This window comes from Roseateles sp. So40a, from assembly GCF_048081605.1.
GTDB lineage: Bacteria > Pseudomonadota > Gammaproteobacteria > Burkholderiales > Burkholderiaceae_C > Roseateles.
The window spans coordinates 4250512-4277413 of record NZ_CP182288.1 but is presented as its reverse complement, the minus strand read 5'-3'; the positions used below and the strand labels follow the sequence as shown (position 1 = coordinate 4277413).

At 70.2% G+C, this 26902-nt stretch carries 21 protein-coding genes; 9 read left to right on the top strand and 12 right to left on the bottom strand.

Translation table 11 applies throughout. The features are described 5' to 3' along the window. Positions 1-17: 17 nt before the first annotated feature. A complete protein-coding gene (locus ACNI65_RS19415) occupies positions 18-1343 on the bottom strand; it encodes a hypothetical protein (protein ID WP_416758768.1) in 1326 nt (441 codons plus the stop codon). Between the two features lie 184 nt (positions 1344-1527). On the opposite strand from ACNI65_RS19415, the gene ACNI65_RS19410 reads away from it, so the two are divergent. Further along, a complete protein-coding gene (locus ACNI65_RS19410; protein WP_416758766.1) occupies positions 1528-1797 on the top strand; it encodes a type II toxin-antitoxin system RelE/ParE family toxin in 270 nt (89 codons plus the stop codon). A gap of 83 nt (positions 1798-1880) precedes the next feature. Then, positions 1881-2171: a HigA family addiction module antitoxin gene (locus tag ACNI65_RS19405; RefSeq protein WP_416758764.1), complete on the top strand. Its 291-nt coding sequence runs from the start codon at positions 1881-1883 to the stop codon at positions 2169-2171. A 15-nt stretch (positions 2172-2186) separates the two neighbouring features. Here the strand turns inward: ACNI65_RS19405 and ACNI65_RS19400 are convergent, their stop codons facing one another. The 3 genes from ACNI65_RS19400 to ACNI65_RS19390 all read right to left on the bottom strand — a co-directional run bounded on the left by ACNI65_RS19400 (position 2187) and on the right by ACNI65_RS19390 (position 4669). Next, a complete protein-coding gene (locus ACNI65_RS19400; RefSeq protein WP_416758763.1) occupies positions 2187-2420 on the bottom strand; it encodes a hypothetical protein in 234 nt (77 codons plus the stop codon). A 66-nt stretch (positions 2421-2486) separates the two neighbouring features. After that, the gene (locus ACNI65_RS19395) at positions 2487-3452 is read right to left on the bottom strand and encodes an alpha/beta fold hydrolase (protein WP_416758762.1); all 966 of its coding nucleotides are present in this window, start codon (positions 3450-3452) and stop codon (positions 2487-2489) included. Further along, the gene (locus ACNI65_RS19390) at positions 3449-4669 is read right to left on the bottom strand and encodes a low temperature requirement protein A (protein ID WP_416758761.1); all 1221 of its coding nucleotides are present in this window, start codon (positions 4667-4669) and stop codon (positions 3449-3451) included. The genes ACNI65_RS19395 and ACNI65_RS19390 overlap by 4 nt, the downstream gene beginning before the upstream one ends. 125 nt (positions 4670-4794) lie before the next feature. Between ACNI65_RS19390 and ACNI65_RS19385 the strand changes: the two genes are divergently transcribed. The 5 genes from ACNI65_RS19385 (at position 4795) to ACNI65_RS19365 (ending at position 10236) form a co-directional block, all read left to right on the top strand. Further along, positions 4795-6711, top strand: coding sequence for a diguanylate cyclase domain-containing protein (locus ACNI65_RS19385; RefSeq protein ID WP_416758760.1), 1917 nt, complete (start codon positions 4795-4797; stop codon positions 6709-6711). Positions 6712-6718: 7 nt separating this feature from the next. Next, the gene (locus tag ACNI65_RS19380) at positions 6719-7495 is read left to right on the top strand and encodes a c-type cytochrome (RefSeq protein WP_416758759.1); all 777 of its coding nucleotides are present in this window, start codon (positions 6719-6721) and stop codon (positions 7493-7495) included. Beyond that, entirely contained in the window at positions 7492-8892 is a 1401-nt protein-coding gene (locus tag ACNI65_RS19375; protein ID WP_416758758.1) for a c-type cytochrome, read from the top strand. Before ACNI65_RS19380 ends, ACNI65_RS19375 begins: the two co-directional genes overlap by 4 nt. 360 nt (positions 8893-9252) lie before the next feature. Then, positions 9253-9738: an Hsp20/alpha crystallin family protein gene (locus ACNI65_RS19370; RefSeq protein ID WP_416758757.1), complete on the top strand. Its 486-nt coding sequence runs from the start codon at positions 9253-9255 to the stop codon at positions 9736-9738. 51 nt (positions 9739-9789) lie between these two features. Continuing rightward, a complete protein-coding gene (locus tag ACNI65_RS19365; RefSeq protein WP_416758756.1) occupies positions 9790-10236 on the top strand; it encodes an Hsp20/alpha crystallin family protein in 447 nt (148 codons plus the stop codon). Between the two features lie 6 nt (positions 10237-10242). Here the strand turns inward: ACNI65_RS19365 and ACNI65_RS19360 are convergent, their stop codons facing one another. The 5 genes from ACNI65_RS19360 to cphA (ACNI65_RS19340) are packed head-to-tail and all read right to left on the bottom strand — an operon-like array spanning position 10243 to position 20395. After that, the gene (locus ACNI65_RS19360; RefSeq protein ID WP_416758755.1) at positions 10243-11850 is read right to left on the bottom strand and encodes a bifunctional aspartate transaminase/aspartate 4-decarboxylase; all 1608 of its coding nucleotides are present in this window, start codon (positions 11848-11850) and stop codon (positions 10243-10245) included. A gap of 12 nt (positions 11851-11862) precedes the next feature. Further along, positions 11863-13404, bottom strand: coding sequence for an aspartate-alanine antiporter (gene aspT, locus ACNI65_RS19355; RefSeq protein ID WP_416763657.1), 1542 nt, complete (start codon positions 13402-13404; stop codon positions 11863-11865). A gap of 44 nt (positions 13405-13448) precedes the next feature. Beyond that, complete coding sequence (locus ACNI65_RS19350; RefSeq protein ID WP_416758754.1) at positions 13449-15569, bottom strand: FUSC family protein; 2121 nt, start codon at positions 15567-15569, stop codon at positions 13449-13451. Next, positions 15569-18157, bottom strand: coding sequence for a cyanophycin synthetase (cphA, locus tag ACNI65_RS19345; RefSeq protein WP_416758753.1), 2589 nt, complete (start codon positions 18155-18157; stop codon positions 15569-15571). The genes ACNI65_RS19350 and cphA (ACNI65_RS19345) overlap by 1 nt, the downstream gene beginning before the upstream one ends. A gap of 60 nt (positions 18158-18217) precedes the next feature. Further along, complete coding sequence (cphA, locus tag ACNI65_RS19340; protein ID WP_416758752.1) at positions 18218-20395, bottom strand: cyanophycin synthetase; 2178 nt, start codon at positions 20393-20395, stop codon at positions 18218-18220. A 178-nt stretch (positions 20396-20573) separates the two neighbouring features. Here cphA (ACNI65_RS19340) and ACNI65_RS19335 point away from each other — a divergent pair, with 178 nt between their 5' ends. Both ACNI65_RS19335 and ACNI65_RS19330 read left to right on the top strand, forming a co-directional pair. Beyond that, positions 20574-22889, top strand: coding sequence for an ABC transporter ATP-binding protein (locus ACNI65_RS19335; RefSeq protein WP_416758750.1), 2316 nt, complete (start codon positions 20574-20576; stop codon positions 22887-22889). Positions 22890-22908: 19 nt separating this feature from the next. After that, positions 22909-23376, top strand: a complete 468-nt coding sequence (locus tag ACNI65_RS19330; protein WP_416758749.1) for a DUF1854 domain-containing protein — start codon at positions 22909-22911, stop codon at positions 23374-23376. A 22-nt stretch (positions 23377-23398) separates the two neighbouring features. Here the strand turns inward: ACNI65_RS19330 and ACNI65_RS19325 are convergent, their stop codons facing one another. Genes ACNI65_RS19325 through ACNI65_RS19315 form a run of 3 tightly spaced genes read right to left on the bottom strand, consistent with a single transcriptional unit; the run spans position 23399 to position 26885 of the window. After that, positions 23399-24688, bottom strand: a complete 1290-nt coding sequence (locus tag ACNI65_RS19325) for a TIGR02270 family protein (RefSeq protein WP_416758748.1) — start codon at positions 24686-24688, stop codon at positions 23399-23401. Further along, the gene (locus ACNI65_RS19320) at positions 24685-25815 is read right to left on the bottom strand and encodes a hypothetical protein (RefSeq protein WP_416758747.1); all 1131 of its coding nucleotides are present in this window, start codon (positions 25813-25815) and stop codon (positions 24685-24687) included. Before ACNI65_RS19320 ends, ACNI65_RS19325 begins: the two co-directional genes overlap by 4 nt. Continuing rightward, positions 25812-26885, bottom strand: a complete 1074-nt coding sequence (locus ACNI65_RS19315; protein ID WP_416758745.1) for a DUF2169 family type VI secretion system accessory protein — start codon at positions 26883-26885, stop codon at positions 25812-25814. Before ACNI65_RS19315 ends, ACNI65_RS19320 begins: the two co-directional genes overlap by 4 nt. Positions 26886-26902: the final 17 nt, after the last annotated feature.

Sequence of the window (26902 nt, the reverse complement as noted above, 5' to 3'; positions counted from 1 at the left end):
GCCCGTGCTGAGTCGCGCTAGATTGCCGCGCTAATCACGGCGACGGTCGTTTCGATGTGATCGAAGATATTTTCCCGAGCGCTTAGCTTCTCCGATTCGAGTTGCATCTCCTGCGTCCAATCATTGCGTTGGGCGAGACAGTACGCCCGGGACGTTCGCGTTGCTTTTGCATTTGGCATGGCGATCCCGAGGAAGGTATCGAAAGTCGGAAACTTTCCCATGGCGACGAAGACGTACTTGTGCAACTGTTCGACGATCGCTTGCTCTAGCCTGGCTTCAGAGATCTGAACGTCGACCATGGGGTAGATCAGCCAGATGTACATGACGCGAGGTTGGTCCGGTGACTCGACAGCGACGCTCCAAAAAGACGAGGGTGTTTCGTGCAGAACGTCAGCGACTTGCAGTCCAATGAGGTAGCGCCCCATCCGACCTTCTGCCGCCAGGGTGTGCAAGGCGTTGGCGTGTTCCGACACCGGCAACTCTTGTCCAATGATCATGCGCCCTTGGGTGAACTCAGAGGACAAGTGCTCAATGACGTCATCCACGAGATATGCCGGGGCAAGAGTCTGCCTGCGGAGTGAGAACTCGGGTTGACCAGTCCACGACCGCCAAGCGCTCGCGTCGACTTCAAGAAAAGTTGATCCCGGTGATCCGAAAGCGTCGCAGAGTGTGGTCCTTCCGTCTGGTCGGCGTGCGCGCATGTAGGTGGCGATCAAGTCCTCTTCACCCTCCATGCTCAAAGGACGACCCTGAAACAGATCCCGCCTTTCTCGGAGATAGGCAATCAGATCGGCAGTCGTATCCATACTCTCGAAGAGCGCAGCGAGCGCTGTGCCATTGAAGATGTGGACGAAATGGCCTTCGGTGTACCCGATCGATAGCGCCTTCTCATCACCCTTGATCCTGGTATCGAATCGAAGGCTCGAGCGTCCCAGTCGGGCTAGGCACGTCGCTTCGCTTCCGTGGGCGATAGCGACCAAGTGATATCGAGCGTGCGAAGGAGCGGGCAGGCTAAGAGGAAACGGGGACGATACCTTGGCGTCCAGATGGATGGTTTCGGGTCGCTTCTTAATGGTGTTCAGTGCACCCTCGAGTTGCTGGATGCTCTCGAGGACAGCCTTTCGAAACCAGCGATCCCAAGCAACCTTCAGTTCCTTGTCGTCCTCACATTCTTTGAAGCCGATGGACTTGTCCGAGAAGATGAGCACGTCGTTGCCAAAAACGACTAGGACGTCGCATAGCTCTTTGCCGTGCCGGTAGAAGGGGTTCTGGTAGGACCACATCGAAAGAAACGTACGGCGCGACAACTGTGCAAGTCGTTCCTCAGAAGCGTTGACTCCCATCCGCCTTCTCCCACTCGATCTATCGCGCAGATTCTAGAAACAGTTGGGCTAAGAGTTCCGCTTGGCCGGGAAGGTTCGTTCGACGCTTTTCCAGTCATCCCGATGACATGAACAAGGCGAAGCGGGGTTGAAAGCACAACTCTGCTCAATGGAGCCTCGCTCCTGTGATCGCTACCTTGCATGGATGCCGATCCAATCCTTCGCTTGTCGTGAGACCGAGCGCCTTTTCACCACGGGACGCACGACGCGATTCGTGAACGTGAAGGCCACAGCGGAGCGGCGATTGGCTCAACTCGATGCCGCGCCGGCTGTTGAGTTCATGCGAAGGCCGCCCGGCAATGACATGAAGTGGTACGACGGCGCTTGGCACGTCAGAATCAACGACCAGTGGCGTCTGATCTTCCGGTGGAGCGAAGACGGCCCTATCGATGTTGCGATCAAGGACCCCCACTGATCGCAGTCGAACTGAGCGCGTGGTGCCTGCGACAGTCATGGCATCAGCACAGACGAGAGAGGTAAGCAATGTTCAGGAACGGAATGCGCCCGATCCACCCCGGTGAGATCCTTTTCGCGGACTACATCAAGCCCATGGGCATGAGCGTCCATGCGGTGTCCAAGGCCTTGCACGTGCCGTACTCGCGACTGCGCGAGATCGTGGATGGTCAGCGCAGTGTGTCTCCCGACACCGCGCTTCGCCTGGAACGCTACTTCGGCAGCGACGCTCAAGGGTGGTTGAACCTGCAGTCCGCTTACGACCTCCGCATTGCGGAGAAGGCAGCAGGGCGAAGCATCAAACGGGCCATCCAGCCGCTGGCGATGGCGGCCTGATCAGCCACCCGCCGCTCAACAATGCCCCCCAGCCCTCGCCCTCAGCCGGCGCCAGCCGCTGCGCATCAGCCAGGTGCCGAGCCCCGCGAGCAGCGCGACGATCACCAGCGCGCCTGTCGCGCCGTTCGGCGCGCTCGCGCCTTCTGACACACCGATCAAGGGCTTGAGCGCGTTCACGCCCGCCACCACCGCCGCGATCCACAGCACCGCTCCGCCCAGGAACTGCCCGAGGGCGACCAACTTGTTCATGCCATCACTCCGTCCACTTCGGACTCGACCAGACGCCCAGCCTAACGGCCTCGACGCCGAGCCCGCTCAAAGCCCCTCGCTCAGGAACGGCATCACCGCCTCGAGCAGAGCCTCCGGCGCTTCCTCCGGGATGTAGTGCCCGCAGGGCAGGGCCTCGCCGCTGACGTCCGACGCCACACGGCGCCATTCCTTCAGCGGATCGAAGCACTTCGCCACCACGCCCTGCGCGCCCCAGTACACGCGCAGCGGCATCGCCAGCTTCACACCCGCGTCACGATCCAAGCGATCGTGCTCGAGATCGATGCCCGCCGCGGCGCGGTAGTCCTCGCACATGCCGTGCGCCGCGCCGGGCAGCGCCAGCGCCCGCTGATATTCCGAGAACGCCCGCGCATCGAAAGCCGCCAGCCCTGCGTGCCGGCGCCCCATCACGTCCAGCGCATAGGCCGCCGGATCCGCTTCGATGAGCCGCTCCGGCATCGGCGACGGCTGGATCAGGAAGAACCAGTGCCAATACGCCCGCGCGAAAGCCTCGGTCGTCTGCTCGTACATCGCCAGCGTCGGCGCGATGTCCAGCAGCGCCAGGCGCTCGACCCGCTCCGGATGATCCGCCGCCATGCGATGCGCCACCCTCGCCCCGCGGTCATGCGCCAGCACGCGGAACCGCCCGTGCCCCAGCGCCGCCATCACGGCGACCAGATCCAGCGCCATGCGCCGCTTGCTGTAGTTGCCGTGGTCCGCGTCGCCCGCGGGCTTGGACGAATCGCCATACCCGCGCAGGTCGGGCATCACCACGGTGAAACGCGCCGCCAGCGCCGGCAGCACGCGATGCCAGATGGCCAGCGTCTGCGGATGGCCGTGGATCAGGAGCAGCGGCGGGCCTTCGCCGCACACCCGCGCGTGACTCCGGACGCCGGGTTCGACCTCGACGAAGAACCGGCGGGCTTCCTGCGGAAACAGCGCATCGGCCGGATGCGGCGCGGTGACGAAGTCCGCGGAGGCGGACGTCGGCGAGGGAGTGGCGGTGGCGTTCATTCGCCGATGCTAGGCGCGTCGTCCTCCCGCGCGCTGTCGGGCACGAGACACTGCGCCCGCGAATGACGTTCCCAGGCGGCCAGCGCCACCAGCACCGCGCAGGCGAAGGCGCTCGTGGCCACCGGCGTCCAGGCGTGCACGAAGGGCCCCGCCGCCGCCAGCACCAGCACCGCCACGCCGTGCGACCACGGCCACCGGCCCACCACGGCGCGCTTGAACAGCCCCACGCCGATCGCGTACAGCCCCACGCCGCCCAGCAGGCACAGCGCGGTCTTGAGGTCGGTGTGACCGTCCGGATGGGCGAGCACGAACTCGTCCGCCGCCGCGTTGACGATGATCCCCGCCACGATCGGCAGGTGCAGGTAGGTGTAGGCCAGCCGCGCCAGCCGACCCGGATCGTCGCTATGCGCGATGCGGCCCGACGCGAATTCATTGGTCGTGTCGAAGTACAGCCACCACAGCGCCAGCGACCCCGCGAAGGACACCAGGAAGGCCAGCAGGCTCATCGACGTCAGCGGCTCGGCCGCGAAGGTCGCGCCCGTCACCAGCAGCGACTCGCCCAGCGCGATGATCACGAAGAGCGCGCAGCGCTCGGCCAGATGACCACCCGAGATCGTCCAGTCCGAGGTCGTCGAGCGGCCCAGCCCCGGCACGAAGAAACCGGCCGAGGGGCCGACCACCTCGATGGCCAGCGCGCCCACCCACAGCGGCACGCGCAGCTCCGGCGACAGCGCGCCGGCGATCCACAACACCGCGGAGATCACCAGCCACACGCCGATGCGCTGGAAGTTGCGCACCAGGATCGCATCGCCGCCCCGCGCCGCCCAGAGGAAGAACAGCGTGCGGCCGACCTGGATCGACGAGAACGACACGGCGAACATCAACGCGCGTTCCCCGAAGGCCTGCGGCAGCGACACCGACATCAGCAGCCCGCCCAGCATCATCGCGAACAGGCAGATCCGCACCGGCAGCCGCTCGGGGTCCAGCCAGTTCGTGACCCAGGACGTGAAGACCCAGACCCACCACACGGCCAGCATCAGGAATCCGGTCTGCAGCGCCCCGCCCAGCGTCACCCCGTCATGGGCGAAATGCCCGATCAGCGTGTGCGACAGCTGCGTGACGGCGAAGACGAAGACGAGGTCGAAGAACAGCTCGACGAAGCTGACCTTGGCGTGGCCATGCGGATCGGGTGTCCGCAGCAGGGGGATCGGAGACATCCCCGGACTGTCGCACGCGGGCTGCCCCCCGGCCCCGGGGCGGATGCCAACTTGACGGAGATCGCACGGCGGCACCCATAATCGCCCGCACTGCTCCTCGACCGTTCGACCCGCCCCACCGTCGCATGCGTTCCTCCATCGAGCCGATCCACCGCACCACCTTCGGTCGCGGCGTGGGCCTGCTGATGGTGGCGCTCTTCGCGATGGCCGTGATCGTGGCGATGCTCGCCTGGCGCGCCCGGGACACGCTCGAGGACCTGCGCCGCGCCGACAGCATCAACACCGTGCTGCCGGCGATGACGCTGCTGATGGAGGACCTGCTCAACGCCGAGACGGGCCAGCGGGGCTACCTGCTGACGCAACGCACCAGCTACCTGCAGCCCTACCGCGACGCCGTGCGCCGCCTCGATCAGCGCGTCGAGGAGCTCAGCGCGCGGGACACCGATCCCGCCCACGCGCCCAAGCTGGCTCGCGTGCGGGAGCTCGTGCAGCTGAAGCTCAACGAGATGAACCAGACCGTGCGGCTCAACGATTCAGGCCGGCACGACGAGGCGCTGGAGCTGGTGCTGGGCGACCAGGGCATGCGTCACATGGACGAGCTGCGCGATGTGCTGGGCGAGCTGATCTCCTCGCTGCGGTCGGAACGCTCGGCGATCAGCGAGCGGCTGTCGCGTGATGCCGGGCACACCGAGCTGCTCCTGCTCGCGGGGCTGGCGATGCTGGGCCTGTTCACGGTGCTGGCCACGACGCAGGTGGTGCTGCGCTCGCGCGACCTGATGCGCACGCAGCGCCGGCTGCGCGGCATCGCCGACAACGTGCCCGCGCTGATCAGCCATTACGACGGCCGCGGCCTGCTGCGCTTCGCCAATGCGGAGGTCGGGCGCGTCTTCCACACCGATCCGGCCTCGCTGGTGGGGCGGTCGATGGAGGAGTTGCGCGGCGCGGAGAACGCCGCGCGGATCCGCCCCTTCGTCCAGCGCGTGCTCCAGGGCGAGTCCGTGGCCTTCGACGCCGACCAGCTCATCGACGGCGAGATGCTGCACTTCCACCAGCGCTTCGTGCCCGACATGGCCGATGGCCGGGTCGAGGGCTTCTATGCGTGCTCGATGGACATCACCGAGCGCAAGCGCGCCGAGGCGCTGGTCGCGGCGAGCGAGCGCCGCATGAAGGCCATCACCGACAACCTGCCGGTGTTCATCACCTACATCGATGCCGAGCGCAAGCTGCGCTACACCAACGAGACGATGCGCACCTGGTACGGGCTGGACCCGCAGGCGGTGATCGGGCTGCACATCGACGATGTCTTCGGCCAGGCTGGCGTCAGCCAGCGCAGCGCGCAACTCGCGCTGGCGCTCAGCGGGGAACGCGTGGAGTTCGAGATCACCACGTCGATGCTGGGCAAGCAGCGGCACCTGCGCGCGATCTACGTGCCGGATGTCGGCGCGGACGGGCGCGTGCAGGGCATCTTCACGCTGTCCATCGACATCACCGTGATGAAGCAGGCGGAAGCGCAACTCGCGCGGCTGGCCAGCTCCGACGCGTTGACCGGCCTGCCCAACCGGCGCGAGTTCGATCAGGCGCTGGGCGGGGCGCTCGCGCGTCAGCGCCGCCATGCACGCGAGGGGCGCGGGATGGCGCTGCTGTTCCTGGACATCGATCGCTTCAAGGCGATCAACGACACGCACGGTCATGGCGTCGGCGACACGGTGCTGCGTGAATTCGCGACCGTGCTGCGCCGCACCGTCCGCGGCAGCGATCATGTCGCGCGGATCGCGGGCGACGAGTTCGTCGCGGTGCTCGAGGGACTGAATCGGCCCGATGAGGCCGAGCAGGTCGCGCAGAAGATCGTCGAGGCGGTGCGCGCGATGCGGCCGACCGGGCTGACGATCTCCGTCAGCATCGGCGTGGCGACCGTGGCCGACGGCGAGGTGCCCGCGATGGACCTGATCGCGCTGGCCGACCGCGCGCTGTATCAGGCCAAGCACCAGGGCCGCGACGGCTGGGCCGCGATCGCCTGGCCGGGGCCGGATCTGCGGCGATGATGGCCGGATGACGATCTCCCGACTCCTCACGGGCGTCCTCCTTGCCGCTGTCCTGGGCCCGGGGCTGTCCGCCATCTCCGCCTTCTCCGCCGTGATGGCCCAGGCAACGACGCCGACGCCGACGCCGACGCCGACGCCGACGCCGCAGGCACCCGTCTTGCGTCCGCTCGCCAACGACACCGCCGAGCGCATCCAGGCCTGCACGCTGTGCCACGGTCCGCAGGGGCGGGCGACCCCGCAGGGCTACTTCCCGCGGCTGGCGGGCAAACCCGCCGGGTATCTGTTCAATCAGCTGCAGGGCTTTCGCGATGGGCGCCGGCATCACGCGCTGATGGCCGGGCTGCTGCGCAACATGGACGACGCCTACCTGCGTGAGATCGCCGCGTACTTCGCGGCGCTGGAACTGCCGTACCCGGCGCCCGTGCCCGTGAACCTGAGCGCCGAGCAGCAGGCACGCGCGCTGCGCCTGGTCACGCAGGGCGACCCCGCGCGACAGGTGCCGGCGTGCACGGCCTGTCACGGGCCGTCGATGGCCGGTCGCGCGCCGGCGATTCCCGGCTTGCTGGGGCTGCCGCGTGATTACGTGATCGGCCAGCTCGGCGCATGGCGCAACGGCCTGCGCCGCGCGCATCAGCCGGACTGCATGGCCGAGGTGGCGAAGGCGATTTCCACGGAGGACATCGCGCTCGTCGCGACCTGGTTGTCCGCGCAGACGCCCGGGGCCCATCCGGAGCCGCCGTCCGCCGCGCCCTTGCCGGTGAGCTGTGGAGGATTGACGCCATGAGCGGCGGCCCGGTGGGGGGAGAAGCGGATCGGGCGTCGACGCCTTCCATCGACGCGGCGGGTCCGATGCGGCGCTTCGTGCGCGGCCTGATCGGGGTCGCGGTCGCGGTGCCGCTGATGGCCGTGCTGCTGCTGGCGATCGCCTGGGGGCGCGAGGTGTGGCTCGCCGGCCGGCCGGCGCAACCGGGGGCGGAGGACACCAGCCCGGCGCTGATCGCGCGTGGCGCGTACCTCGCGCGCGTCGCCAACTGCGCCGGCTGTCATTCGCCGAGAGGCGGTGCGCCGCTGGCCGGCGGCTTGCCCATCGGCACGCCGTTCGGCACGGTGTTCACCAGCAACTTGACGCCTGATGCGGCGACCGGGCTCGGTCGATGGACCGCCGACGACTTCTGGCGCGCGATGCATCACGGGCGCAGCCGGGATGGGCGGTTGCTCTATCCCGCGTTCCCGTACACGAGCTACACCGCGATGACGCGCGAGGACGCCGATGCGATCTTCGCTTGGCTGCGCCAGCAGCCGGCGGTCACGCAGACACCGCCGCCGCATCAGCTCGGTTGGCCGTATCGCTGGCAGTCGGCGCTGGCGGTATGGCGGTTGATGTACTTCAGTCCTGGCGATGCGCTGTCGCACGAGGACGAGGGCGCGGCGCGCGAGGCGAGCACCGCTGGGCCGGGGCAAGCGGGGCAAGCGCTGGTCGCGAGAGGGCGCTACCTGGTGCAGGCGGTCGGGCATTGCGCCGAGTGCCATGCACCGCGCAACCGGCTGGGTGCGTTGCGCGACGCGGCGGGGCTGCGCGGCGGCTGGGTGGGCGTGCAAGGCTGGATCGCGCCGTCGCTCGCGGATCCCTTGGCCGCGGGCGTGCAGGACTGGTCGGAGGACGAGGTGCGCCAATGGCTGCGCGCCGGCTGGTCGCCGCGCGCCGCGGCGCTCGGGCCGATGGCGGATGTGGTGGCGGACAGCCTGCAGCATCTGAGCGACACCGATGCGCGCGCGATGGCGGTGTACTTGCGAGCGTTGCCGCGCGAGGGTGGGCAGCGGGCCGAGTTCTCGCCCGCGCCGCCGGCGCAGCTGGAGCTGGGGCGGCAGGTCTATGCGAAGTACTGCGTCGATTGCCACGGGGATCAGGGGCAGGGGCGTTGGATCGATGGGCAGCCGGCGTATCCGCCGCTGGCCGGCAACCGCGCGGTGACGCTGGACGCGCCGCAGAACGTGTTGCAGATGCTGGCTGACGGCGGGTATGCGCCGACCACGGAAGCGCATCCGCGGCCCTTCGGCATGCCGCCGATGCGCCAAGTGCTGAGCCCGGAGGAACTCGCGGCAGTCGCCACGGTGATCCGCCAGAGCTGGGGCAATCAGGCGTCGAGTGTGACGACGCAAGAAGCGCTTCGGTTGAAGTGACCTCCATCCCCTCTCCTGCGGAGCGGGAGAGGGGGTACGCAGCGCGCCAATCGATCGCCCTCGCCCGCGAAGCGGGAGAGGGAGGGGTGAGGGCTCGTGATTGACAGCGAGCCCTGCCCCGAGCCCTCACCCCCCGCCCTCTCCCGCTTCGCGGGCGAGGGGGTCAAAGCGTGCGGTTCATCAGGTTGAGGGGCCTTGAAATCGACGCAAACGCCCCAGGGAGGGGCTTGGCGGGCGCGGCATATGGGGACGGCGACCCTGCGATTTCAAGATCTTGAAGCGCCGCTGAACGCGCCTAGTTGGGGAGTCATGGCGGACACACCCGCCGCGACTCATCCGCAGGAAGCCAAGGAGCCCCGCATGTACCGTCACCTGTTTGCCCGTGAGCTGTTCAATGACCTCGACCGCTTCCAGCGCGAGATGAGCAGCCTGTTCGACACCCCCGTTGCCCGCAACGCCTCGCGCGGCGGTTATCCGGCGCTCAACGTCGGCCTGTCGCCCGAAGCCGTGGAGGTCTACGCCTTCGCCCCCGGCCTGGACCCGGCCACCATCGGCGTCGACCTGGACCGCGGCGTGCTGAGCCTGTCCGGCGAGCGCGTCTCGCAGGACGCTGCCAAGCCGGCCGCCACGGACGCCGCCGCATTGGCCGAAACGGCCACCGCCGCGCCCGTCGCCAAGCCCGTCGTCCACCAGCGCGAGCGCTTCGCCGGCAAGTTCCGCCGCGCGGTCAGCCTGCCCGACGACATCGATCCCGACCAGGTCTCGGCGTCCTACAAGGACGGCGTGCTGCGCGTCAGCGTCAAGCGCCGGCCCGCGCCCCAACCGCGCCGCATCGACATCCATTGAGCCGGATCGCCCGCGATCCCTTCAACCTGAACACCGAGACGAAAGCCTTCCATGAGCACGACCGCCGTTCACACGCCCGCCGCTGATGCCTCCACCGCGGTGCCGACTTCCGCATCGAGCCCGGCCTCCACCAGCGCCTCGGCGCAATCCGCGCGCCGCCGCGACGACTACGCGATCCAGCCCGCCGTCGATGTCCTCGAGGACGCCTCGGGCCTGACGCTGCTGGCCGACCTGCCCGGCGTGCCGCGCGAGCAGCTCCAGCTGCGCGTGGACAAGGACCGCCTGATCATCGAGGCCGAGATGCAACTCGACCTGCCCGAGGGCCTGAAGGCCGGTCATGTCGAGGTGTCGCGCCAGTTCTACCGCCGCACGTTCACGCTGAGCAAGGAACTCGACGCCGACCAGATCGCCGCCGATCTCAGCAACGGCGTGCTGCGCGTGCGGATCCCCAAGGCCGCGCATGCGCAGCCGCGCAAGATCGAGGTCCGGCTGAGCTGAGCCTGATCAGCGGCGGTTGGCCTCCGACCGCTGCTGGTACTGCGCATGCAGCTCGTCCGCCCAGCGGCGCAGCGCCTGGCCGATCGCGACGTACTCGTACTCGTTGAGGTTGGCCAGCGACGCGCGCGCCGATGGGCGCGACGCGCCGAAGCCCTTGCCCGGCAACAGCACGATGCCGGTGCTCTCCGCGACGCGGAACAGCAGCTCGCCCGTCGACGCCTGCTCGATGGCCCACTTCGCGAAGTCCTCGCCGTACAGCTTGCGCGCGATGTCCTCGACGTCCAGCAGTGTGTAGTAGTCGACCGAATGCGGATCGTGCTCGCGCGGCACGCCCAGCGCGCCGTGCAAGGCGTTGTCGCGACGCCGGATCAGCTTCTTGAGCGCGGTCTTGTACGCGTCGGCCTCGTCCATCAGCGCGAAGAGCGCGAACAGCGTCATCTGCACCTGCTGCGGCAATGACAGACCGGCGGTGTGATTCAGCGCGACGACGCGGCTGTCGGCCACCATGCGGTCGATGAACTTGAACGCGCCGACGTCCATCGTCAGCGACTCGTAGCGCCGATGCAGTCGGTCGCGCTCGACCTGCGGCGCGGCGGCCAGCGCGCGGTCGAAGCGGTTGTCCTTGTGCATCGCGATCACGCCCAGCCGCCAGCCCGTCGCGCCGAAGTACTTCGAGAACGAATACACCAGCAGCGTGTTGGCCGGGCAGCCCTGGAACAGCGACTGGAAGCCGTCGGCGAAGGTGCCGTAGACGTCGTCCGTGATGATCATGAGGTCCTGGCGCTCGTCGCGCACCAGCGCGGCGATGCGGTCGAGGCTGCGCTGGTCCAGGCAGACCGACGGCGGATTGCTCGGGTTCACGCAGAAGAACACCTTCACCGCCGGGTCCTTGAGCTTGTCGAGCTCGCTGTCGGGGAACTGCCAGCCGGCCTGCGGGTCGGCGTTCAACGGCACCACCTCCAGCGAGAACTGCTCCAGCTGCGGGATCTCGATGTAGGGCGTGAACACCGGCATGCCGATGGCGACCTTGTCGCCGGCCTTGAGCAGCCCGTTGCTCTGCAGGCTGTTGAAGATGTAGGCCATCGCGGCGGTCCCGCCCTCGACGGCGAAGAGGTCCATGTCCGCCGGCGCGATCGTGGACTGCGTCATCTCGCGGCTGAGGTAGTGACCAACGATCTGCTCGCTGACGCGCAGCATGCGGTCGGGCACCGGGTAGTTGCAGCCCAGCACGCCGTCGACCATCTCGTGCAGGAAGGCCGAGGCGTCCAGCCCGAGCTGGTCGCGCACGTAGCTCAGCGTCTTGCCCAGGAAACGCACGCCCTCCTGGTCGTGGTGATCGGCGATGAATCGCTCGAAGCGCGCCTCGAGGCCGTCGATGCCCGCCAGGCCGCCGATGCCCGGCGTCATGTAGCTGTAGGACAGCTCGGACTCCGCCGTCGCGAACAGGCCCAGCCGGAAGAACGCGCGGCGCGGCGTCGTGGCCAGGAAGTTGGGATTGCCGCGACCCGCGTTGAGCATCGCGCGATTGGCCTTGCCGGAGGACGCGAGCCGGATCAGTTCGTCCTTGAGTTCGAACGGGCTCAGCGAGGCGAAATTCTTTCCGTTGACGGTCATGGCGAGGGACTCCTAGGCGAAGGCGATGATCAGCGGCCCCAGCAGCGTCAGGAAGACGTTGGCCAGGGCGTAGGTGATGGCGAAGGGCACGGTGGGTACGTTGTTGCCGGCCTTGTCGAGCACCTCGCCGAACGCGGGATTGGCGCTGCGCGCGCCCGTCAGCGCGCCGGCGAAGACCGCGACGTTGCGGTAGCGCAGCACGTAGCGGCCGAAGAGCATCGCGATCAGCAGCGGGATCACGGTCACCAGCACGCCCAGCAGGAAGAGCTTCACGCCCTGGTCCAGGATGGTGTGCACCGCCTGCTGGCCCGATTGCAGGCCCACCATCGCGACGAACCCCGCCAGGCCCAGGTCGCGCATCAGCGTGGAGGCCGCGGTCGGCAGGTTGCCCGCGGTGTGCCGGCGGCTGCGCCACCAGCCGAAGATCAGGCCGCTCAGCAGCGCGCCGCCGCCGCTGCCCAGCGTGATGGGCACCGGGCCCGCGCGCACGACCAGCAATCCGATGAGCAGGCCCACGCTGATGCCCAGGCCGTGATAGACGAAGTCGGTCTTGTCGCTGGGCAGGATCACCGGCCCCACCGACTGCGCGGCGCGCTGGATGTCGGCGCTGGCACCGAACAGCGTGACCATGTCGCCGGGCAGCACGACGGTGTCCGCCTTCATCGGCACGGGGGAGCCCGCACGCAGCAGCGCCAGCGCGAAGACGCCGTGGCGCACGTCCGCGGACAGGTGGGTGACGATCTCGCCCACCGGCCGGTTCAGGTACTGCGGATTGGCGATGGAGACATCGCGTTGGACCATCACCAGGTCCAGGTCCTCGGCATGCCGCTCCTCGACGCCGATCTGTCCGGCCTGCGCCACCACCGGGCCGCGGCGGCCCACCAGCAGCACCAGGTCGTCGACCTCCAGCGTCATCGACGCGGTGACGCCGATCTCCGCGCCTCCGCGGCGCACGCGCTCGACGGTGACGCCGCTCGCGCCCGCGTCGCCCTCAATCGCCTGCACGGTGAGCCCGGGCCGCGTCACGCGCAGCACGCGGCCGACGATGTCGGGCAGCGCGCTGGACTCGCCCTGCGCGTACAGCCGCACGCCTTGCAGCTGTTCCTGCTCGGCTTGCAGCGCGTCCTCGCGGATGTCGCGCCGCATGAACCATTGCAGCAGGTTGACGCAGACGAGGATCGCGCCGAACGAGCCGAAGATGTAGGTGACGGCGTAGCCGATGGCCACGTTGGCCTGCATGGCCTGCGTGGCCTCGGGCGACAGCCCGAGCTTCTCGATCGCCGAGCCCGCCGTGCCGATGATGGCCGACTGCGTGAGGCCGCCGGCGGCCAGTCCCGCGGCCAGGCCCTTGTCGAGATGGAAGACACGCGCGATGACCAGCACCGTGAGCAGGCCCGACAGCGCGAGCACCGCGGCCATCGAGATCTCGCGCAGCGACTGGCGGCCCAGCGAGCGGAAGAACTGCGGCCCGCTCTCGAAACCGACCGCGTAGATGAAGAGCCCGAAGAGGACGGCCTTGATGCCGCTGTCGATGTGCACACCGACCTGGCTGATCGCGAAGCCGCCCGTGGTTCAGGCCGACGGGCGGCGGGGAGGGGTCAGGTCGCCGCGGTGGTGGAGGGCGGCAGGTCGTCCTTCAAGGCCATCGCCCCGAACGCCGCGTCCGCGGCCTGTCCGGCGCGGGCCGCGTCGTCCAGGCTGACCTGCATCCGGCGGCGCATCCAGGGCCGGATGTCCTCCAGCGGGCCGACATCGGGCAGCAGGCTCCAGTCCTGCAGCGCCTGCACCGCGTGCGGCACCGGCTCCTCGCCCGCCAGCGCGCGCTGCAGCCGCGCCGCGGCCACCGGCATCTCCGCCAGCAGGTCGGCATCCAGGTCCTTGGCGCGGCGGATCAGGCTCTGCCGCATCATCGACAGATGCGCCATCAGCCGGTAGCCGTGGTCCAGCACGGTGTTGAGCTCCTGCAGCGGCGGGCGCACGCGGCGAGGTTCCGCGGCGCTGCGTTGCAACGCCGCCGACAAGGCCGCCAGCGCGTCATACGCCTGTCGGCGCGCCATGCGCTGCGTCAGCGCGCCGGCGGGCGTGATCGCCGCCGTCATCGCCTGCAACGCGTACTGCTGCAGCGCCTGCCGCGCCCGCTTCAGCGCGCGAGGCAGGTTGCGGCGCTCCCACGCCGGCAGCACGTAGCTGAAGCCCCAGGCCAGGATCGCGCCGAGCACCGTGTCGGCCAGCCGCTCCGACACCGCGATGCCGTGCGACGGATCGGCCAGATGCGACTGCAGCAGCGCCAGCATCGTGGCCGCGATCGCGGTCACCAGATAACGGCGCGTCACGAACGCATGCGCGATGCCCACGGCGATCTGCAGCACGACGATCCACAACGTCTGACTCGGGATCAGCGACAGCGCGAGCATCAGCCCGCAGCCGATCGCCGTGCCCAGCACGCGCATGTTGCGGCGCTCCAGCGTCTGGTCCAGGCTGCCGCGCAGCACCACCGCCACCGACAGCACCAGCCAGTGCGGATGCGAGGCCCACGGCAGCGCCAGCGCGATGTAGTACGCCGCCGACAGCGCCAGCGTGCTGCGCAGCGCATGCCGCAGCACCGGCGAGTCCAGATGCAGCTGCGCCTTCAAAAGCCCCATCGGCCAGCCCACTGGCGTGACGAACTGGCGCAGCGTGCCGGCGTCCAGCGCCAGCGGCGCCACCGGCTGCGCGAGGTCCAGCGCGCGGCCCATGGCGAGCACCTCGCCGTCCAGGTGCGAGAGCCGGTCCTGCAGCACCAGCTGCAGCCGCGTGCGCGGGTCCTGCGGCGGCAGCTCCGGCCAGCGCGTCGGACGCACCGAGGTCATCGCCGGCGCGCGTTCGTCCAGCAAGGCATCGCGGTACTCGTCCAGCAGCACCGCCAGCGCCTGCAGCCGGCCCACGAGCGCGGCACGCATCTGCTGGCCCACCGGGTCCTCGCCCAGCAGCTCCAGGTCCAGCCGGCTGGCCAGCATCAGGTCGCGCAGCTCGACGACGTGCAGCAGCACGGCCGCGCTGCGCGGATCGGTCCCGGCGCGCGGGAACACCTGGTCGCGCGCGGTCTGCAGCAGCTCCGCCAACTGGGCCTCGTTGCCCAGCCAGTCGCGCATCGCATGCGCCGCGCCGCCGCTGCCCAGCAGCTGCGCGCGCGCGGCGAGCATCTGCGACAGCCCGTGCAGCGCATCACCCAGCGCCAGCCGGTGGAAGCGCCGATGCAGCACCGCGCTGGTCAGCACGCTCCACAACAGGTAGATGGCGATGCCCGACGCGCCGCTGGCCAGCACCACGCCGAGCGGCTGCGGCGGCCAGGCCAGCGCGAAGACCATCGCCAGGATGGGCGCGAACGAGACGGGGCCCGCGCGCGGGCCCCAGCTGAGCAGCATCGCGCTGCTGAAGGCGAGCGCGGCCACCAGCACGCCCATCGCGCCGCGATACGGATGCAGCACCGCGACCAGCGCCACCGCCAGCAGCGTCATCGCGCCGGCGGTGAGCACGCGATTGCGGTTGCGCCGCACGCTGCCCGGCAGATCGGCCAGGCTGGCACAGATGGCGCAGGCCATCGCCAGCTGCGAGGCGACATGCGCGTACGCGGCCGGAGCCGCGTGCGACACGATCGCCTGCACCAGCATCACCCCCAGGGCGACGCTCAGACCGTTCCACCAGTGCGCCGGCCAGTGCCGCCAGCGGCCGGCCGCCATCAGGCTTCCCGGACGCGCTGGTTCAGATGGGCCAGGGCCTCTTCGACCTGGTCGACCAGCACCAGGCACAGGTCGCCCGGCTGCAGGCGCTCCAGCGCGCGGTCGATGGCGACGAACTCACCGCGGATCTCCTCGATGTGCCTGGTCCGCGTCGCGCCCTTCAGGCCCTGCTGCAGCAGCGCCAGGACCTCGCCGTCCTCGCGTCCGCGCTGGCAGGCGTCCTGGAACAGGATGGCCTCGTCGAAGGCCTCGCCCAGGATCTGCGTCTGGATGCGGATGTCCTCGTCGCGTCGGTCGCCCGCGCCCGAGATCACCACCGAGCGCTTGTTGGCCGGCAGCGCCTGCACCGCCTGCACCAGCGCGCGCATCGCGTCGCCGTTGTGGCCGTAGTCGGCGATGACCGTCGCGCCGCGATAGTCCATCACGTTGAAGCGGCCCGGGACGCTGTCGGCGTCGCTCATGAAGCTGGCCAGTCCGCGGCGGATCGTGTCCCAGTCCAGGCCCACGCCCCAGGCCGCGGCGACCGCGGCCATGGCGTTCTCGTTCTGGAACGGGATCGCGCCACCGCGCGTGAAGGGGATGTCGCGCAGCGGGATGGATTCGCGCCAGGCGCCTTGCGCCGCGACGAGCGCGTCGCCGTCGATGTAGACGCAGCGCTTGCCCTGCGCGCGATGCGTCGCCATCAGCGGGTGATGGCGGTCGCCGGCGAAGAAGATCACCTGACCCGGGCAGACATCGGCCATCCGGGCCACGACCGGATCGGCCGCGTTCAGCACGGCATAACCGCTGGGCGCCACGTTCTGAACGATGACGCGCTTGACCAGCGCGAGTTCGTCGACCGTGTTGAGGAAGTTCATGCCGAGGTGGTCGCCCTCGCCGAGGTTGGTCACCACGGCGACCTGGCAGCGGTCGAAGCCTAGGCCCTCACGCAGCACGCCGCCGCGCGCGGTCTCGAAGACCGCCGCCTCGACGTCCGGATGCATCAGCACGTTGCGCGCGCTCTTGGGACCGGAGCAGTCGCCGCTGTCGGTCTGGCGGCCGTCGACGTACACGCCGTCCGTGTTGGTCATGCCCACGCGCAGGCCCTGCGTCGCGAACATGTGCGCCACCAGGCGCGAGGTCGTCGTCTTGCCGTTGGTGCCGGTCACCGCGACGACCGGGATGCGGCCGTCCTCGTTGGCGCTGCCGCGATTGCCCGAGCCGTAGATGCTCGAGATGATGGCCTCGCCCACGTCGCGGCCCTTGCCGTAGGACGGGCTCAGGTGCATGCGCAGGCCCGGCGCGGCATTGACCTCGACGATGCCGCCGCTCTGTTCCTCGAGCGGCTTGAGCACGCTCTCGGCCACGACGTCGACGCCGCACACATGCAGGCCGACCACGGTCGCCGCGGCGATCGCGCGGGCCGCGACTTCCGGATGCACGTCGTCGGTGACGTCCGTGGCGGTGCCGCCGGTGGACAGGTTGGCGTTGTTGCGCAGGATCACGCGGCGGCCCTTCTCGGGCACCGAATCCGGCGTCAGGCCCTGCAGGTCCAGGCGCGCGATCGCGATGTCGTCCAGCCGGATCTTCGTCAGCGAGGTCGCGTGACCGTCGCCGCGGCGCGGGTCCTCGTTGACCTTGTCCACCAGCTGGCGCACCGTGTGCGCGCCGTCGCCGATGACGTTGGGCGGGTCGCGGCGGGCCGCGGCCACGAGCTTGTCGCCGACCACCAGCAGCCGGTAGTCGCTGCCGGGCAGGAACTTCTCGACCATCACCGTGCCGATCTCGTCGGCGGCCTTGTAGGCGATCTCCAGGTGCTCACGCGAGGCAACGTTCACCGTCACGCCCTTGCCCTGGTTGCCGTCCAGCGGCTTGACCACGACGGGCAGGCCGATCTCCTGCGCCAGCTCCCAGGCCTCATCGACGGATTCCACCGGCGCGCCGATGGGCACCGGCACGCCGGCCGACTGCAGCAGGCGCTTGGACAGGTCCTTGTCCTGCGCGATCGATTCGGACACCGCGCTCGTCGCGTCGACCTCGGCGGCCCAGATGCGGCGCTGCTTGACGCCCCAGCCCAGCTGCACGAGCGAGCCCTGCGTCAGGCGGCGGAACGGGATGCCGCGCTTGACGGCGGCCTCGACGATGGAGCCGGTCGAGGGGCCCAGGCGGATGTCCTCGTCCGTCTCGCGCAGCGACTTGATCGCGGCATCGGCGTCGAAGGCACCGCCCGACTGCGCCGCGGCGATCAGCTCGACGGCCAGGTTGAAGGCGGCACGGCCCACGTCTTCCTCGCTGTACTCGACCACCACCTGGTAGGTGCCGGTCTCGGACGTCGTGTGCGTGTGGCTGAAGGTCACCGGGCAGCCGGCCTGCGCCTGCAGCGCCAGCGCGGCCTGCTCGAGCACATGGGCCAGCGTGATCGGCGTCTTGGCGCTGCTGGCCGGCCGCAGCGGGCCGATGGCGGGGAAACGCTCGCGCAGGCGGGCCTCGAAGCCGGCCATGTCGGCGAGCGCGCGCTCGGTCTCGCTGCAATGCACGACCGCCTCGATGGCGGTGTGGCGGCTCCACATGTTGGGGCCGCGAAGGGCGCGGGTGCGGGAGACTTCCATCTGTCGTCTTTCTTCGACTGTTCTTGAGGGGGCGATCGGGTCCGGAGCAGCCGCGCGGGCTTACTGCGGCAGCTCCGGCACGAAGGTGTCCAGGCCGGCGGAGATCAGCTCGGGCGAGATGCCCAGGGCCCACGCCGTGGCGACGGCGGCCAGCACCGCGTCGGTGGCGATCTCCTGGCCGGTCGCGCGGTAACGCGCCTGCAGCGATTCGACGTTGGCGCCGGAGGTCTCCGACGTGCCCTGCGCCAGCATGGCGGCGCCGCCGCGCAGGAACACGCCGCGGCCTTCCTTGCCGCGGTGCGCGGCCAGCGCCTCGTTGGCGGCGTCCAGCGCGTAGAAGATCACCTCGCCGTCGGACAGCTCGGCCATCTCGGCCACCTTGGCCTCATCGGCATTGAGCACCGCGACGCCGTCGGCCAGCACCACGTCGACCTGCGTGCGCAGGACCTTGAAGAGCTGGTCCTCGGTCTGGATGTCGTGGTTGTCGAGCTCGGCCACGCGGCCCAGGTCGGTGACGACGCCGACCTGGCAGCGGTCATAGGCCAGGCCGTCGCCCAGGATCGTGCCGGCGCCGTTCTCCACGACGATCGCGTCGACCGCCCGGTTCATCAGCAGGCGGTGGCTGGCGGCCCAGGTCGCGCTGGGCTTGCGCTCCACGCGGCGGGTGCCCAGGAACAGGCCGGCGCCGCAGGCCAGGCCGACGTGGCGGCCGTTCAGGTGCAGCAGCCAGCCGACCAGGCGCGCGATCTGCGCGGTGCCGCGCGAACCGGCCACGCCGACGATGGGGATGCGGCCGTTCTCGTCCTCGGCGAACAGGTGGTCGATGATGGCCTGGCCCACCGGCTGGGGCATGCCCTCGGCGGGCTTCAGGTGCATCAGCAGGCCGGGGCCGGCGTTGACCTCGACGATGGCGCCACCGGTTTCAGTCAGCGGCCTGGAGATGTCGCTGCAGACCAGGTCGACGCCGGCGATGTCCAGGCCGACGGTGCGCACGGCCAGCGAGACGGCATGCGCCACGTCCGGGTGGATCTGCGCGGTGCAGTCGATCGCGACGTTGCCGTTGCGCTGGATCAGCACGCGCTGGCCGGCTTCGGGCACGCCGTCGCCGGTCAGGCCCTGGCGCTGCAGGTCCAGCAGCACGACAGGGTCGTCGCGGATGTCGATGCGGTTGAGCGGGAAGTCCTCGGTCGTGCCGCGGCGAGGATCGGTGTTGATCTGGAGGTCGATCAGCTCGACGACGCTGTGCGTGCCGTCGCCGGTGACCCAGGCTTCCTCGCCGCGGGCGGCGGCGACCACCTGGCCCCCGACGACCAGCAGCCGGTGCTCCATCCCGGGGATGTAGCGCTCGACCAGCACTTCCGAGCCTTCCCTGTCGGCGACGTGGAAGGCGGCCTCGACGTCGGCCTCATGACGCAGGTCCAGCGTGACGCCGCGGCCGTGGTTGCCGTCCGAGGGCTTGACCACGACCGGCAGGCCCAGGTCCTGGGCGACGTCCCAGGCCTCGGCGGCGGTCTTGACCGCCTGGCCGGCGGGCACGGGCACGCCCACCGACTTCAGCAGTTCCTTGGTCAGGTCCTTGTCGCGCGCGATGCCTTCGGCGATCGCGCTGGTCATGTCGGTCTCGGCCGTCCAGATGCGGCGCTGACGCGCGCCGTAGCCCAGCTGGACCAGGTTGCCGTCGTTGAGCCGGATGTGGGGGATGCGGCGATCGGTCGCCGCGGCCACGATGGCGGCGGTCGACGGGCCGAGGTAGCAGTCGTCGAGCTTGTCGCGGATCGCCTCGACGGCGGCGTCGACGTTGAAGTCATCGCCGTTGATGGTGGCCATCAGCAGCGCGTGGCCCTGTTCCAGCGCGCAGCGGGCGACCTGCTCGTCCCGGGCGCGGAAGACCATGCGGTACACGCCGTGGCGGGACGTCGAGCGGGTCTGGCCGAAGCCCGTGGGCATGCCCGCCAGGTTCAGCAGCTCGATGACGATGTGCTCCAGCACATGGCCCATCCAGGTGCCTTCGGTCAGGCGCTGCAGGAAACCGCCGCGCTCGCCGACGCCGCAGTGGTGTTCCTCCAACGCCGGCAGCCGCTTGCACAGCCGCTCGGTGAAGCCCGGAATCAGGTGGGAGGGGTGTTCTTCCAGACCCCCCAGGTCCAGCCAGGTTTCCAGCACCGGACGGTAGGTCCACATGTTGGGGCCGCGCAGGTAGTTGATGCGCAGGAGCTTGATGTCGTCGTGTCGGCTCATGAGGGGTGGAAACGTGGAAGGGGGCCGCCCGGCGGACTACCGGAGAGGGAAGCGAAGCACAATTGTGCGCTTAAGCGAAAATCCTGCGAAAAATGCCGCACTCGGGTTGGTCCGGGTCTTGCCCCGCAGGGGGAAGCGGCCGCTCGGTGTCGGTTTCGAAGATCGCAGAAGAATACAAATGCAGCATCAACATCCTGTCGCGTCGGCCCGTGCCGGCGGCGTTTCGGTCGCCCAGGCTTTCGAATCACGCCTGCGGCGTGGCGAGAACGTTCGGGCCACGCTGGAGGTTGACCTCGACGTGCGCCTGCGTTTCTCGAAGGGCGGTCTGCAACTCACCGATCAGCGGCTGCTGTCGCTGGAACCGGCCGAGGACGCCGGGAGCGGCTCGGGTGCCCTGGTCGAGCGCGAATGGCCGCTGAGCCCCGAGCTGCGCCTGACGCTGTCCGACCACGCCGGCCTGGGCGCGCTGGAGCTGGTCGACGGCCGCGGCCGCCTGGCCCAGTGGCGCTTCACGATGAAGGCCAACCTGCAGGCGCAGCGCTTCCAGGACGCCTTCAACCGGCGCGACGAGCCGGCGCTGACCCAGGATGCCGAACCCGAGCTCTGCCCGAGTTGCCAGGCCGTGCTGCCCGAGGACAGCGAGGAATGCCCGTCCTGCGCCCGCGAGCTGCACACGCCCCCATCGACCTGGGTGCTGCTGCGCCTGTGGCGCTTCGCCGGCCCGTACCGGGGCCAGCTGCTGCTGGGCTTCCTGCTGATGCTGGGCGCGACCGGCGCGACGCTGGTGGCCCCCTACCTGACGATGCCGCTGATGGATGACGTGCTCATCCCGTTCCAGCAGGGCAGGCAGATCGACACCAGCCTGGTGATGCTCTACCTGGGCGGGCTGTTCGGCGCGGCGATCGTGTCCTGGATCCTGGGCTGGGCCAAGACCTACATCCTGGCGCTGGTGTCGGAGCGCATCGCCGCGGACCTGCGCACGGCGACCTTCGACCACCTGCTGGGCCTGTCGCTGGAGTATTTCGGCTCCAAGCGCACCGGCGACCTGATGAGCCGCATCGGCTCGGAGACCGACCGGATCAGCGTCTTCCTGTCGCTGCACGCGCTGGACTTCATCACCGACTGCCTGATGCTCGGGATGATCACCATCATCCTGTTCTCGACCAACCCCTGGCTGGCGCTGGCCACGCTGGTGCCGCTGCCCTTCATCGCGTGGCTGATCCACATGGTGCGCGACAAGCTGCGCACCGGCTTCGAGAAGATCGACCGCGTCTGGGGCGAGGTGACCTCGGTGCTGGCCGACACCATTCCCGGCATCCGCGTGGTCAAGGCCTTCGCCCAGGAGCGCCGCGAGGCCGAGCGCTTCCGCACCGCCAACAAGCACAACCTGGTCGTCAACGACCGGCTGAACAAGACCTGGAGCCTGTTCACCCCGAGCGTGTCGCTGCTGACCGAGATCGGCCTGCTGGTGGTCTGGGCCTTCGGCATCTGGCTGATCGCGCATTCGCAGATCACCGTCGGCACGCTGACGGCGTTCCTGGCCTACATCGGCCGCTTCTACGGGCGGCTGGACTCGATGAGCCGGATCGTGTCGGTGACGCAGAAGGCGGCCTCGGGCGCCAAGCGCATCTTCGACATCCTGGACCACCACTCCAACGTGCCCGAGCCCGCGCAGCCGGTGAAGCTGGAGAAGGTCCAGGGCGGCCTGACGCTGCAGGACATCGGCTTCCGCTACGGCAACCGGACCGTGATCCGCGACCTGACGCTGGAGATCAAGCCGGGCGAGATGATCGGCCTGGTCGGGCACAGCGGCTCGGGCAAGAGCACGATGGTCAACCTGATCTGCCGCTTCTATGACGTGACCGAGGGCGCCATCAAGCTCGACGGCGTGGACCTGCGCCGCTTCTCGCTGTCGGACTTCCGCCGCCACATCGGCCTGGTGCTGCAGGAGCCCTTCCTGTTCTTCGGCACGATCGCGGAGAACATCGCCTACGGCAAGCCCGAGGCGACGCGCGAGGAGATCGTCGCCGCGGCCCGCGCCGCGCATGCGCATGAATTCATCCTGCGGCTGCCGCAGGGCTATGACTCGCTGGTGGGCGAGCGCGGCCAGGGGCTGTCCGGCGGCGAGCGCCAGCGGATCTCGATCGCGCGCGCGCTGCTGATCGACCCCCGCATCCTGATCATGGACGAGGCCACCTCGGCGGTGGACACCGAGACGGAGAAGGAGATCCAGAAGGCGCTGGACAACCTCGTGCGAGGCCGCACCACGATCGCGATCGCGCACCGGCTGTCGACGCTGCGCAAGGCGGACCGCCTGGTGGTGATGGACCGCGGCGAGATCGTCGAGGTCGGTCCGCACGATGAGCTGATCGCCAAGCAGGGCGCCTACTGGCGCCTGTGGGAAGCGCAGGCCCGCCGCGTGGACGCCGAGGAGCAGGACAACGTCGTCGTCGTCGCTCCCAACGTCAACGTCCACACGGCCACGCAGGCCTGATCCGCGCCGAGGAATCCCGATGAACAACATCCAATCGCTGGCGCGCGACGCTTTCGGCCGCCTCACCCTGATCGACGAGGCCGGCCAGACGCATGAGCAGGTCACGCCGGTGCGCGCGCATCCGTTGTCGGCGCCCGAGGACGGCATCTCGCTGGTCGGCACCGACGGTCACGAGATTGCGTGGATCGACCGCCTGGGCGACCTGCCCGAGGCGCTGCGCGAGCTGCTGCGCGATGAGCTCGCCCATCGCGAGGTCACGCCCACCGTGCTGCGGCTGCTCGAGGTGTCGACCTTCTCGACGCCCTCGCAGTGGACCGTCGAGACCGACCGTGGCGTCACCGAGTTCATCCTCAAGAGCGAGGAAGACATCCGGCGGATCGGGGAAGGGCGGCTGCTGATCGCGTCCTCGCACGGCCTGCACTTCCTGGTGCCGGACCGGTTCGCGCTGGACCGCCATTCGCGCAAGCTGCTGGAACGCTTCCTCTGAAGCGACCTCGGCGCGCCGCCCCTCAGGCCGAGGCCGTTTCCTCGCGTCGCGCGTTCAGGGCCAGGTGTTGCCGGGCCACGGGCGCTTCCACGTCGAACAGCGGCTGACCCGGGCGCCGCAGCGCGAGCGCCGTGGCCGCGATGGACCGCGCGCGCTGTCGGCCGGTCGCCAGCACGTGAAGCAGATGGGCCTCGTCGGGCGCCTCGCCGGTCAACAGCCGGCGTCCAGCGGGCAGGCGCTCCCGGTGTCCCTGCCACCAGGCGGCGACCGCGGCGGCGTCGGGCCAGGGCAGGCCATCGTCCGGATCCATGCCGACGAACTCGTCGTCGGGATCGTCGGTCGGGCCCGCATCCGCGCCGGGTACCGGCTCGCCGCGCAGCGGGGCCGATTCCAGCACCGCACCGGTGATCAGCGAGAAGCTGAGGCCGGCCAGCCGGGCCTGCGTCGGCACGGCCATCTGATCCAGCAGCCAGGGCACGTAGGCCGGGTCGCCGACCAGGCCGCTGCCGCGCAGCAGCGTGCGCAGGTCCAGCCCCTGGGCGGCCACGCGCTTGAGCCAGCCATGCGCGTCGCGGGCGTCCTGCACCTGCAGCGCGAGGTCGAAGCTCGCGCCGCCGGGCCGCTCGGCCGCGTGATCGAGCAGCGCGCGCAGACCGGCCTCGCGGTCGCCGAGCAGCACGGCGCTCCACGCCGCCCAGCCGCGGACCTCGGGATGGTCTTCCGTCGCCGCGCGATCCAGACAGGTCTCCAGCAGCGGCAGCGTGCCCAACTCGCCGGCCAGGCGCAGCGCGCGCGAACGGACCGCCGGGACGGGATCCTCGATCAGCGCGGCCCAGTGGCGGCGGGGCTCGACGCGGTGCGCCGCGCAAGCGGCCACGCCCAGCCGGCGCAGCCGCGCGTCGGGGCTGGACAACCAGTCGCCCGCGATGTGCAGCAGCCGCGAGCGCTCGACCCAGCCGCAGGCGCCGATCACGCCGTCGAGCGCGTCGGTGCCGTCCGGCTGTGCCGGCGCGGCCTCGATGCGCTGGAGCAGGCGGCTCAGCCCGTCGGCATCGCCCGCGTCCAGCGCCAGCACCGCGGCGGTGAAGGCCTCGCCGGGGCCGGCGGTGTCGTCGACGGCCCGCAGCGATTCATGCCAGCCGGCCGCGCCGCTGACCTGAAGCCCTTCGAGGTGGGCGGCGAGGCGCTCGTCGAGCGCCGCGAGCGTGGACAGATCGTGGGAGGCTCCGGTCACGGCGAGCCGGCGCTGCGTCCACAGCACGGCGATGACCTCGACGTACTGCTCGACCAGGGGGCGGATGGAGGCGGTCACGGGGCGGGGTCCTCGACGGGGGAGAGCAGGCAGGCGGAGCGCTCGCCCGCTTCGGAGGCGAGCGCGACCAGGGCGTGGCGCGTGCCCGCGCCGGCATGCAGGAAACGATGGGCGGCGGTCAGCAGGGCCAGCGGCGCGGCGGCGGCGCCGATCTCGCCGACCGAGGTCGACGGGAGCTCGACATGCAGCCGCTCGCGGCGGGTGCGGAAGTAGCGGGCCTGGGCCAGCGTCGCTTCCCAGGCGGCGTAGCGTTCGCCGTTGTCGTTGGAGACGACCCAGTCGATGTCGGGCTCGGCGGTGCCGGCGCGCGACGCGGCGTCGCGCATCGCCTGCACGATCGCGCGGCCCTGCGACTGCTCGTCCGACAGCGCGCTCTGCCGCTCGGTCGCCGATGCCCAGCCGCTCAGCCGCAGGACGGGCAGACGCGGCCGATGCAGCCAGCGGTCGGACGGTGACGCGGCGGAGGCGGCGGAGGCGGACGGTGCAGGCGAGCGCGACAGCCACAAGCAGGCGGCGCCCTCGCCCGGAATCAGCCCTTGCGCCTGGCGGGGCGTGCGCAGCCGATGGGCACGGGTCAGGCGATCGAACTCGGGCTCCAGGACGTAGCCGTCGGCAGCGACCAGCAGGACCTGGCGCACGCCGGGCTCGCCCAGTTGCGATTGCGCGAGGTCCAGTGCCGCGGCCAGCGCGCCCGGTCCGCCCGCGGGCACGGTCAGCGCACGCAGGAAGGGGGCCCGGCTCGGCCCGGGGGCTTCGGTGGCGACTCGCGCGAGCAGCCGGCCAAACAGGGGATCGCCCGGATCGGGCTCGTGGTCATCGAACACCGGCTGCCGGAAGGTCTCCGGCGGCAGCATCAGCAGCACGGTCGCGGCGGGGTCCAGCGCGTGGCGCTCGAGCACCTCGCGGATCGCGCGCGTGGCCAGGTTGACGAGCCAGTCCAGCGGCGTGCGCCGCAGTTGCCAGGCCGCCGGAATGCGCGCCACCGTCAGCGAATCGCCGAAGGGGGCGCTGCGGATCAATTGGTCGAAGGGCGAGACACGCGCCCGGATGCCGGCGCAGGTCTGCGGCCGGTCCAGTCCGACGGCGGTGACCGCGCCGCCGTCCAGCAGGTACATCGGCGCGCTCATGGATGGAAGCAGGGCGGTGGCGTCGCACCCGCGCGCGGGCGCCAGACCTTGCGCTGCTGGCGCGCGCGCAGCCAGGCCGGGGTGACCGGGCCCAGCACCACGCACTCCAGCGGCGGCGACTGGCGCGGCACACGGATCGCCTGTCGCGCCTTGAGCGTCACCTGGCGCCGGTCGGCGTCGATCTCCACCGTGTCCACGGCCCAGCGCGTCTGGCGCACCTGGTCGGCGTGGATCAGGTGCACGGGCACGTCCAGCACGGGCAGCCGGAAGCGCCACAGCCCCGACGGCGTCATGTGCACGAGCTCCACGGTCTCGCCGCCGACGATGCGCGCGGTCTGCTGGTCGCGCGGCGCCGTCTGATGGAACAGCGGATCGAAGTCGTCCGGCGGCAGCGGCCAGACGGTGTCCAGCCAGTGCTGGTCGTAGGTGCCCGCCAGGGGCAGGCGCGGCAGCCATTGGCGCGCGACGATGCCGAAGCCCGCGGGCAGCTGCGGACCGCCCGGGTTGGACGCGCTCGCGGCGCGCGGATCGGCGTAGGCGATGTTGGGCATGGCGCTCGCGACCGCCGGATCCGCGGAGCTCGCGCCGCGATGGCCGATGCCCACGGGGTTCTCCCGGCAGCAGTCGCCGTCGGGCGCGCTGCCGCCGAAGGCGCGCTCATAGACCAGCGGCAGCCGGCTGAAGGGGCGTGGCGCGTCGCGCGGTCCCGCGCGATCGCCGGTGACCTTCAGGCGCTTGTCGATGTCGGCGATGCGCAGCGCGACCTCGAGCTCACCGGCGCTGCCGCCGCGAGGCACCGTCGCATGGCCGTGCACCAGCACATCGACGCGCGGCTTGAGCGGCGCGAGGTCGGTCTCGAACGCGATGCTGGAGCGCGTGGGATCGCCGCGGGGCAGATCCAGGTCGCGCACCGGCGCCTGGACCTCGGCCAGCGTCAGCGGCGCGTCGTCGGACGCGGCCTGGAAGGTCGCGCACATCACCGCCAGCAGCATCTCCTGGCCGTCGCGGTCGACCTGGACATGGGTCGCGGCCGAGAACGGCGTGCGGTTCACCAGCGCCACGTCGAACATCAGGCGGCTCCGGATCC